Source organism: Vibrio sp. FF266, from assembly GCF_041439695.1.
GTDB lineage: Bacteria > Pseudomonadota > Gammaproteobacteria > Enterobacterales > Vibrionaceae > Vibrio > Vibrio tasmaniensis_A.
Genome location: NZ_JBGOOO010000019.1, coordinates 83,131 through 91,872, shown reverse-complemented (window position 1 = coordinate 91,872; position 8,742 = coordinate 83,131). Strand labels below are relative to the sequence as shown.

The window sequence follows — 8,742 nt, the reverse complement described above, 5'->3', positions numbered from 1 at the left end:
GATGTGTAGCTAGCCTACATGAGAAGCCGATAACGTAGTAGAAATGACCAGCAAACGCTGCCCGAAGGGTTCGAGCTGGGCGCCCCCGCAAAAAGCGTTTTACTCTTTGTTGAGGGAGATTTGCTTAGAGTGACTAGGCTACTTCCCCCTCGCCGCGATTATAACGCTTTTATCTCGAACAAAATTTAACCACGAAAGGTCAACACGCCCTAGGGAGTTTGAAAATACAATGCTCTTGCCCGTTCACTACCAAATGGAAAAGTTTATGAACAAGATAGTAAGTACGTTAGGAATCATGGCAACCGTTGCATACAGCGCAGCCATTTACGCTGATGAAGCAACATCAACCAATAGCTGGAACCAAATAGAACAGCAGGCAGAGGGACAAACTGTCTACTTTCACGCTTGGGGCGGAAGCCAAGAAATTAATCGTTACCTACAATGGGCAGGCAAGGAGTTACAAAGTGACTACGGTGTGACCTTAAAGCATGTAAAAGTAACCGACATTGCTGAAACGACTACTCGACTACTTGCAGAAAAAGCCGCAGGCAAGAACAGCGAAGGCAGTGTCGATATCGTTTGGATTAATGGTGAGAACTTCCGCTCGATGAAAGACAATGCGCTGTTATTTGGACCATTCACAGAATCACTTCCAAACTGGAAGTACGTTGATAAATCTTTACCAATTGATGTCGATTTCTCGGAGCCAACCGAAGGCTTAGAAGCACCTTGGGGCGTCGGACAACTTGTGTTCATCCACGACCAAGAGACACTAAACAATCCGCCACAATCGTTTTCAGAGATGTTGAGCTACGCTCAAGCTTTCCCTAACCGCTTAAGCTACCCTCGCCCACCTGAATTTCATGGCACCAGCTTCATCAAGTCTCTACTGATTGAGCTAACAGACAACAACCCTGCACTGGCTCAACCTGTTTCGGAAGACAACTTCCAAGAAGTTACTGCACCACTTTGGGCTTACTTAGATAAATTCCATAAAGTGGCATGGCGCGGTGGTAAACAATTCCCAGCGGGCACATCGGAAAGTATCCAACTTCTGGATGATGGTCAGCTCGATTTAGCGATTACCTTTAACCCAAATTCTGTCTATTCAGCACAATCAAGTGGCCGCCTAGCTGAAACTACCAAGGCCTATGCTCTAGAAAGCGGTGCTCTGTCTAACATTCACTTCCTTGCGATTCCTTGGAATGCTAATGCAAGTGCTGGCGCTCAGGTAACCATCAACTTCTTGTTGAGCCCAGAAGCACAATCGCGCAAAGGCGACCTCAATGTTTGGGGTGATCCTTCTGTATTAAGCAGCAAGTACCTGACTGGTAGCGCTAAGAATACTCAACAATTTAAATCGATTGATGAACCACACCCAAGCTGGCAAAACGCGCTCGAGAAAGAGTGGCTTAAGCGATACGGTAACTAAAATTCATGCTACGCGCTCTATATTATGTTGTTATAGCTGTGTGCATTATCCCTACGATTCCTGGGGTAGCGGGAGTAGTGGCCTCGTCACTGAGTTTCATCCCGCCCCTAGGTTTAGAGGAACCAACACTCAACGGTTTTAACCAAGTCTTTCAATGGGAAGGGGCTTGGCACTCTATTGGTTTGAGCCTAGGTTCAGCGGTCGCCAGCAGCTACATTGCCTGCTTCCTGACCTTTTGTATTCTTCAGGCTTCTTGGGGAAACAAGTATTGGAGAAAGATTGAGCTAACGCTATCGCCAATGCTTGCCATTCCGCATGTGGCTTTCGCTATCGGCTTTGCTTTTCTGTTTAGCCCAACAGGGCTTGGCGCAAGAGCCGTGCATCACTTACTTGGTGAATCGGCTACAAGCTCTGAATTGGCTTTGCTGATAAAAGATCCTTACGCGTTTGGCCTAATCATTATGCTCGCACTCAAAGAAGTGCCCTTCTTATTGCTGATGAGCATTTCGATACTTCAACAAATCGATGTTGAACGCATCACTAAGGTCAGTGCCTCTCTGGGTTATAGCCGTGCTCAGATCTGGTGGAAGTGTATTTTCCCACAATGGTTTACCAAGCTTCGCTTCCCTATGTTGGCGGTGCTTGCTTACAGCGTATCGGTTGTCGACATCGCTCTGATCATTGGCCCAACCAATCCGCCGACCTTTGCCGTTTTGGTATGGCAATGGTTTAACGACCCAGACCTTAATCTATTGCCACGAGCTGCCGCTGGCGCCATCGTTTTATTCGGTTTAGCTTCGTTGATCATCGCCCTAGCGCGTCTAATCGAATGGGCAATTCTCAAGTACTTTAGAACTTGGCAATATTCAGGAAGAACAGGTATTAACCTTCCAGGAAAAACGATCTTCGCAGTGCTTGCTGCATTGTCACTACTGATCATTCCACTAATGGGGATTTGGAGTGTTGCCCAACGTTGGCGTTTCCCTGATTTACTTCCAAGTCGCTACAGCAAGCGTTTCTGGGAGTTTGAGTGGGATGGCATCATGAGCACCGTCGGGCAAAGCTTGTGGATTGGCCTTATTGCCGCTTCCGTTGCTTTATTACTCGCGCTGGTAGCTCATGAGTACCGAATCAAATACAAGTGGCAAGTTCCGGGCTTTATTATCGCGATTCCCATGTTGATACCTCAACTCTCGGTATTGTTCGGCATGCAAGTGACCACGCTTTATATCGGCAGCAGCGCCTATGAATTTTGGGTAATTTGGGCGCATGTTTTCTTTGCTTTCCCGTTTGTGTATCTGTCTTTGGATGGCCCTTGGAAAAGCTTCAATGACGGCCTGATAAAAGCCTCGTTGAGCTTGGGTAAATCGCCATTTCAAAGCTGGTACTCCATCAAGCTGCCTATCTTGTTACCCGCTATTGCCTTTGCTTGGGCGGTCGGGATCAGCGTAAGTTTGGCTCAGTACTTACCCACCTTGATGCTCGGCGCGGGCCGTATTAGCACAATCACCACAGAAGCCGTTGCCCTTACCAGTGGTTTCGACCGCAGAGTGACAGCTATCTATGCCATTTGGCAGGCCCTATTGCCTCTGTTCTTTTTCTCTTTAGCGATATTAGTCAGCCGACTTCAACTCAGATATCGCCGTCTTACTTTTAAAGGTTTTCTAACGAATGAGTCTGCACCTCAACGACCTCGCCATCCGTAAAAACGATGGTGTATCGCTGTTTTCAGCGCTAAACGTAACATTAGAATCAGGCCAAGTATTGGCTTTGATGGGGCCGAGCGGCTGCGGAAAATCGACCTTGTTGGACGCCGTAGCTGGGCACTTAAATGATGAGTTTTCGTATTCTGGCACCGTTATTTTGAACGACATTCAGCTGGATGACCTGCCTTCACATCAGCGTGAAGTCGGTATTCTTTTTCAAGATGACTTGTTGTTCCCTCACCTCAAGGTATGGGAAAACTTGGCGTTCTCTCTGCCTAATTCAATTAAGGGCTCCGCTCGTCAACAGCAAGCGATGGCTGCACTAAAAGACATAGAGCTAACTCACTTGGCAGAGTCTTTCCCGGATCAAATATCTGGCGGTCAACGTGCAAGAATCAGCTTAACTCGTATGTTATTGGCGAAGCCGAAGCTCGCCCTACTCGACGAACCGTTTAGTAAGTTAGACCAAGAGTTAAGAGCACAATTTCGCGATTGGGTCTTCGAACAGCTGACAAAAGCAAATATCCCAACATTAATGGTCACGCACGACGAAGCTGACGTACCTCAAGGGGCGCAAGTGCTGTCTTGGCCATGGAGGAGTCATCATGCTGGATAAGTACTCCATCAAGGTCATTAAGTGGCCATTAAACCAATCAGCTAAGTTGCTGAGTCAATTCGGTATCACGGCAAATCAAACCACCTTATTTGGCTTTCTGGTCGGGTGTTTAGCGTTTCCGGCGTTGGCATTTCAACATTACGAATGGGCGCTAGGCTTCATTGTGTTCAACCGAGTATGTGATGGGCTTGATGGGGCTTTGGCTCGAATCCAAGGCATTAGTGACGCTGGCGGTTTTCTCGACATCAGCCTCGATTTCCTTTTCTATTCGTTAATTCCTTTTGGCTTTGTTATTGCGAACCCAGAACACAACGCCATTGCCGGTGCGTTTTTGATCTTCTCTTTTATCGGTACTGGCAGCAGCTTTTTGGCGTTTGCCGTGATGGCAGGCAAACGAGGCATCGAAAACCCAGTCTATAAGCATAAGTCTCTGTACTACATGTCAGGGCTAACCGAAGGCACTGAAACCATCGCTTGTTTCATCGCGTTCTGTATTTGGCCTCAACACTTTGCTGTTATCGCCTACACCTTTGGCACCGCGTGCTGGCTAACTACGTTCATGCGAATTTACTTTGGATTCCAGACACTCAAGGATCAAACTAGCTAGGGTGTGCATTTCTCATAAATAAAAACGCCGCTCAAATGAGCGGCGTTTTTTCGTGTCAGTTTTTGAGGAATTAGGAGTTAAGACTTAAAAACCCAAAATGTAACTTACGAATAATTCATTTAATAAGCAGTTATTTAATAAGCAAAGCGAGTCTCTTCTTTAAATAAGCTAGCTATAACCTCTTGGTATTGCATAAGGTTAAACGTAGAGTTGTCATTGTTATATTTTTGTTGCTTGTTTGCTAGATATGGTTGAGACACTAACGACGTAACCAGCATCTGGTAATAATGAAAGTTTGACTCGTTACAGCCATCAACTAAATAAAGAAGATTTTCAAGAGTCTTATTGTAGGTGTAACCAAACTTAGACTCTTTAAGGCGTTGAACATTTTCGTAATTGTATGAACTTCCGCCAAAAGTGAATAGTAAAAAGATGTTAGGCGAAGCTTCCCAAAACTCGATAAGTTCAGAAAGTAAGTGTTGTAGTTGTATTCCATCCACTCTCTGATACTTTGAGAACTGATCTTGAAAACGACTTGTATGCTCTTCGATGAGCTGATCAAACAATTGCTCTTTGTTATTAAAGTAATAAAGAATTAACGCGGGGCTTACACCCGCAGACTTAGCAATAGACCGAATTGAAACTTTACTATAAGGCTGAGAAATAAATAGCTTTTCTGCTGAGCTCAAGATTTTTGTTCTTTTGTCATTTAGCATCAGATTGTATCCTCACCTATTTGTTTATATTACCCGCGCATTCTATAACTCAACCAAATAATCTCAACATGCCCATTTTTATATCAAACAAACTAAATGAATAAAAATATAAAAAATTTGGATTTTTTAGAAAATAGAGCAAAAAGCAACCAGCAAGATTGCCTTATTAAACAATAAGATAGGGAATTGACAAGCGATTGTAAGCGGTAAGTAAGAGAGTTCGAGCAGTATGTAAGCCAATGTAAGAGTGGCGCCCTATTAGAGCGCCACACGAAAAGCCTTTACTTTGCAGCTCAAGCTTTTATTTTATAGCTCAAACTTAAAGCTTTAGAAGAACCTTAACTGAGCTATCAACTAAAGAGTCATCGATATAAGCAATTTTGTTTGAAGAGCTAGCGACCATGTCTTTCGCTAAGCTTTCTTGACCTACAGCTTTAGGTGGTTGACCTTTACCCGTAAATACTCGCTTTGCCCAGTAAGCTTGAAGCTGTGCTTCTGTCTTCTTTGTAATTGCTTGGTGAAAAGTACCCTTAAGTGGGTGACCGTCTTCCAAGTCTACCGCTTCAATCTGTAGAGACTTTGCTTTACCTAGATACAGTTTTTTAACTGTTGAAGCGTCAAGCTCATTCATTGATGGGTTGCCAACAACAACCAAACCAGCGAAAGCGTTCATGCTGCTAAGAAGAGCAGCGGCTACCAATGCTTTTTTAAACATAATTCTCTTCCTTAAAATACCGCGTCAACTTTAACTGTGTACAAGATGTTGTCTTCGTTCTTGTAAGATGCGTTAACACCACCATTAGTTGAACCGAAGTTGGTTAGGTAGCTAACATCACCTTTCAGCGCGATATTAGGCATAAAGTCCCAACGAGTACCGATGCTGTAAGTTGTGCGTTGGATATTCATGTTGCTAGAGATAGCGGCTGCAGAGCCGAAAGCATATTTAGTAGCAGCACTTGGGTTCTTAACCATGTTTACGTATTGACGTTTAACCTGGTTGTTACGTTCTGCATCGTCTGTCGATTCCATGTGCGTTACAGTTACGTAAGGCGTGAATTCGTTCACACGGTAAGCCGTTGTCAGGTAAGCAGAATCTACATCGTGATAGAAACCTTCAACCGTTGTACGAGTAACTTCTGAAACTAGCGATAGGTTACCGTTGTCGTATCGACCACCAACACCGTAGAACTTCGCTTTCTCATCGTTAAACGTTGTGTTTAAAATAGGTGGCTTATTCTTAACGTTCCAGTTTGTTGTTGAGCTTACCACTGCTTGAGCGTAAACCGTACGTAAAGTCCAAGTGTCGTCTGTCCAGTTGATCACACCACCAGCGATGTCATCAAACTGCGTATCAGCATTGTAGCTATGCTTAGACGCTGAAAGCTTTTGTGAACCTACGAAACCTTGGAATGATACAGTGCTGTCGTCTAACTCAACGTCATAGATGAAATCACCACCAGTAAGTGACGTAAGAACCACAGAACCATAAACTTCACTAGGAACGCGAACGCTTGTTTGAGCGTAACCCACTTCTAGGTAGTCAGAGTACATGAACAGAGGAAGACGTAGCTTACCGCCACGGACTGTCAAATTTGGTGTTACTTTATGGCTTAGAAATGCCCACTCAACATCCGGTGTCCAGTTTTCTTTCTTGTTACCGCGAGCAACCATTTGCACTACAGCTGAAGTAGAGTCGTTAACTTCAAACTCACCTTGCAAACCAATTAGAGAACCTTCATCAAAGCGTACTTTGTTTTGTGACTTCATGAAACCATGGCTATTGTTACCAAGTTGCATGTTCAAAGACGCAAAACCATTGAAGCTAAATTTATCAGCGACTGAATTTAGTTCTTTTGCTTCAAGAATAGCGACCTTGTTCTCAAGCTCAGCCAATTTTTGCTCATCTGTAGCGTGTGCAGCGAATGAAGTCGCAAGTGCTACCGCTAACGGCAATAAGCGAAAAGAGGAGTTAGTCATTGTTGTTCTCCGTTATACTTTAAATTGTGATGTTGATTTACTCAGCTCTGTAACGATGCCACTCAGTTGGTGACTTAGAGCTTCGAGTTGATCTGTCGACTGAGACACTTGATGAGAGCACTGTCTAAAATCATCCATATGGGTGTGGATTTGTTTTGAAGCACGAGCTTGATGCTCTGTAGTACTTGCAATTTGTTTGTTGAGCTCGGTAATTTCTTCTACCTGGCCACTAATTTCTAATAGATAGTCACCCGCGTTTTGCGCGTCTCCAACCGCCTGTGACGAGCTCGCTAAGCCTTGGTCCATAGCGCCAACAGCAGCGTTAGAGCCGGACTTAAGGTCGACCAACAAGGCATTAATTTCTGTTGCGGATTGTTGAGTATTGTTCGCTAACACGCGCACTTCGTCGGACACAACAGCAAAGCCTCGGCCATGTTCACCAGCTCGCGCAGCTTCAATTGCAGCATTTAGTGCTAACAAATTCGTTTGCTCAGCGACACTTTGTATTGTGTTTAGTATTGAGCCAACATTGCTTGCATTCTGATCGAGTTCTTTCAACTTACAGGCCGTATCACGGATGTTTGTCGCAAGCTCTTCAATTTCTTTACTCGTTTTAAGAACCACTTGTGTTCCTGTTTGAGCACTAGAATTGGCTTTTTGAGCTTGAGAATCTGCATGCGATGCAAAGTTAACAACTTGTTCTATGAGGTCGATGATGTTATTGACCGCCTCGGTAACCTCTTCGATGTGATCACGTTGAGTGCTATTTAGAGCCAAGGTTTGATTCGACTCGCTACGAATCTTGTCGCTGACAACCTCAAGCTCGTGTCCAATGCTTAACGTACTCGCGATAATGCCTTGTAGCTTTTCAATGAATTGATTGAAACTCTCAACAAGCGTTGATATCTCATCTTTTCCTGCGTAGTCGATGCGTACCGTTAAGTCACCATCCCCAGTCGCAATCGCCTTCATCTTTTCTGTCACAAGCAATATTGAGCTAATAACCGATTTGAATATTGCGTAACCAACCGAAATCACAGAGATCAAAAAGAACACACCTAACCAAATAGATTGATTCGCAGCGTCGTTTGCGGCTTTTTCAGAGTGCAAGATAGTGTCTACGACCTTCTGACTCGCGGATGCACGTAACGTCTCGCTTAACGCAACTAATGAATCATATTCAGTGCTAAGTTGGTTCGCTCTGGAGGTCAGGCTCTCGAAAGAGTCATTGAGATTAATAAAATCTTCGCTCAGCGCGTACGCAGAATCCGTGTACCTTGCTAGTTGTTGTGACAGTTTATTAAAAGCTGTCGCTTGTGAAGGTAAAACATCGGCACCACGACTCGCTTCAACTTGCAGTTCAGAAGAAATTTGACGTGCAAAATCGAGAGCTTGCTCATCTTCCATCACGACAGCAGCTTCGAACTGTTGCTTCACGTTAGGTAAAAGAGAATATATTTTCGTCGCATGCTCAAGTGCAGGGTAGTAACTTGACTCTAACTGCTTTAGGCGCTGACTATTATCATTATGAATAAAGACATTTATTGAGATAATGGCAGCTAGGCTAAGAGATATTATTGAGAGCAGTACAATAAACTGTACTTTAATGTTGATATAGCGAGACAATAGCATAAGGTTTTTTCATTAGCGCTGGTTGTGGCTGATGGTAACGTTTGTTCATATTTAAT

At 44.2% G+C, this 8,742-nt stretch carries 8 protein-coding genes; 4 read left to right on the top strand and 4 right to left on the bottom strand.

Annotated elements, in window-relative coordinates; all coding sequences use genetic code 11:
• Positions 1-265 precede the first annotated feature (265 nt).
• The 4 genes from ACED59_RS15095 to ACED59_RS15080 are packed head-to-tail and all read left to right on the top strand — an operon-like array spanning position 266 to position 4,361.
• On the top strand, positions 266-1,432 hold the full coding sequence (locus ACED59_RS15095; RefSeq protein ID WP_029224023.1) for an ABC transporter substrate-binding protein: 1,167 nt from the start codon (positions 266-268) through the stop codon (positions 1,430-1,432).
• Positions 1,433-1,437: 5 nt separating this feature from the next.
• Positions 1,438-3,138: an ABC transporter permease gene (locus ACED59_RS15090; protein WP_017098651.1), complete on the top strand. Its 1,701-nt coding sequence runs from the start codon at positions 1,438-1,440 to the stop codon at positions 3,136-3,138.
• On the top strand, positions 3,104-3,754 hold the full coding sequence (locus ACED59_RS15085) for an ATP-binding cassette domain-containing protein (protein ID WP_012603669.1): 651 nt from the start codon (positions 3,104-3,106) through the stop codon (positions 3,752-3,754). The genes ACED59_RS15090 and ACED59_RS15085 overlap by 35 nt, the downstream gene beginning before the upstream one ends.
• Entirely contained in the window at positions 3,744-4,361 is a 618-nt protein-coding gene (locus ACED59_RS15080) for a CDP-alcohol phosphatidyltransferase family protein (RefSeq protein WP_012603668.1), read from the top strand. The genes ACED59_RS15085 and ACED59_RS15080 overlap by 11 nt, the downstream gene beginning before the upstream one ends.
• A gap of 134 nt (positions 4,362-4,495) precedes the next feature.
• On the opposite strand, the gene ACED59_RS15075 is transcribed toward ACED59_RS15080, so the two are convergent.
• The 4 genes from ACED59_RS15075 to ACED59_RS15060 all read right to left on the bottom strand — a co-directional run bounded on the left by ACED59_RS15075 (position 4,496) and on the right by ACED59_RS15060 (position 8,686).
• On the bottom strand, positions 4,496-5,077 hold the full coding sequence (locus tag ACED59_RS15075) for a TetR/AcrR family transcriptional regulator (protein ID WP_017104255.1): 582 nt from the start codon (positions 5,075-5,077) through the stop codon (positions 4,496-4,498).
• Positions 5,078-5,396: 319 nt separating this feature from the next.
• On the bottom strand, positions 5,397-5,792 hold the full coding sequence (locus ACED59_RS15070) for a phosphate ABC transporter substrate-binding protein (RefSeq protein WP_009846438.1): 396 nt from the start codon (positions 5,790-5,792) through the stop codon (positions 5,397-5,399).
• A gap of 11 nt (positions 5,793-5,803) precedes the next feature.
• On the bottom strand, positions 5,804-7,054 hold the full coding sequence (locus tag ACED59_RS15065; protein WP_371704968.1) for a hypothetical protein: 1,251 nt from the start codon (positions 7,052-7,054) through the stop codon (positions 5,804-5,806).
• 12 nt (positions 7,055-7,066) lie between these two features.
• Entirely contained in the window at positions 7,067-8,686 is a 1,620-nt protein-coding gene (locus tag ACED59_RS15060; RefSeq protein WP_009846436.1) for a methyl-accepting chemotaxis protein, read from the bottom strand.
• Positions 8,687-8,742 lie beyond the last annotated feature (56 nt).